At 28.8% G+C, this 1,586-nt stretch carries 1 protein-coding gene; it reads left to right on the forward strand.

Annotation, left to right across the window (positions count from 1 at the left end):
- Window positions 1-210: 210 nt before the first annotated feature.
- A partial coding sequence (locus tag HMPREF1983_RS04990) for a DUF1542 domain-containing protein (RefSeq protein ID WP_021753211.1) occupies window positions 211-1,586 on the forward strand: 1,376 nt, incomplete at its 3' end.

A 1,586-nucleotide genomic window follows, 5' to 3' on the forward strand; every position in this document is an offset into this window, starting at 1 on the left:
ATATAATCTTAACAGCTTTTAAAGTAGGATTTAAGTAAATTTTAATTTTATTTATATAAAATTCTTCCCTTAAAAATGTTACTAAAAAAGTAAAATTTTAAGTATAATTATATTGCATAATATTAAATTATCTGTTATTATAAATATTGTTGTAGGGGAGGACACCCTAAATTATAGTGATAATAAAATTAAGAAAAAGAGGATTATAAAATGCAAAATAAGGAAAAATTTTCTATACGAAAGTACAAGATAGGAGTAGCATCTGTTTTAGTAGGGCTGGGAGTGGCGATAGGCGGAAGTATGGCTGTTGCACAGGCGGCAAATACTACAGATACACCGGCTCAATCGAAAGCAAAAGATAATAAAGATTCAGAAGTACATGGGAAAGCACTTCGTTCAATAATAACTGATAAAGAAAGAGAATTAGGATCTAATGTAAATTTATCGGAAAAAGAATTGGAAGAAGCCAAAGCACAGGTGGCAACAAAAGCAAATAAAGCGATTGATAAATTAGAAAGAAGTAGCAGTGATACTGATGTAGAAGTAGAAAAAATAAAAGCGGAATTAAAAGCAGATTTAGCTAAAATTAACCCTGTAGGTAAGGAATTAGTTTTTAAAGAGTTAGATGATATTAGCGATAATTTAGTAAAAAAAATATTTGATAATAAAAAAATAGAAGCTAATAAAAGTAAATCTTTAGTAGATGAAATTATTAAATTGGTAGAAGAGAAAAAAGCAGAGATAAATAAATTGGCTAAAAATGCCGATACTTCTGCTGAAGCGGATAGACTTCAAAACGAAATAGATAAAATTGAAAATACTGTAATTAAACGTGCTGCACAAATAGAAGTAGAATTATTACAAGCTGATAAGTTAGCACAGTTAAAAGCTAATAATCATTTATCAAAATCTGAATTGAATGAAGCTAATAAATCGGTTGAGTATGAAACAAAAGAGCCAACTGAAAAGATTGATAAAGTTAGTGAAGAAAATATAGATTATGATATTGAAAAAATAAAAGAGGATTTTTTAAAGAAATTAGCAGAAATAAATCCGCTTGGAGTAGATAAGTATCTTGAGGAAATAAATAAAGAAAAAAATAGATTATTGCAAGCCATAAAAGATAACAAAAATCTTTCTGACGCTGAAAAAGGTCAATTTAAGGGGAAAGTAGAAGATGAACTTAAAAGACTGTTTGATGAAATAAATGATATTGCGAAAAAAGCGGATACTGCACGACCGAAGTATACACCGGAACAGATTAAAAAAGAACAACAAAAAGTCTATGAAGTGTATCTAAAAGCGTTAAAATTTATAGGGGAAAATGATATTACTTTGGAATCAGCAAATAAACAAGCTGAAATAGATAAAGCAAATGCAACAGAAGATAGTAAAAACGAGGCAAGTTCTAAACTGGAAGAAAAAACACAACAGATTTATGAAAATATAAACAAACAAACTGATCCGGATAAACTAAAAAAAGTTGTAGAACAAGGTAAAAAAGATATAGCTGATATTAAAGTAAAAGAAGACAAAAAAGAACAAAAACCTGACACGCCAAAACCAGACATGCCAAAACCGGATAT

It is taken from the genome of Gemella bergeri ATCC 700627 (genome assembly GCF_000469465.1).
Taxonomy (GTDB): Bacteria; Bacillota; Bacilli; order Staphylococcales; family Gemellaceae; genus Gemella; species Gemella bergeri.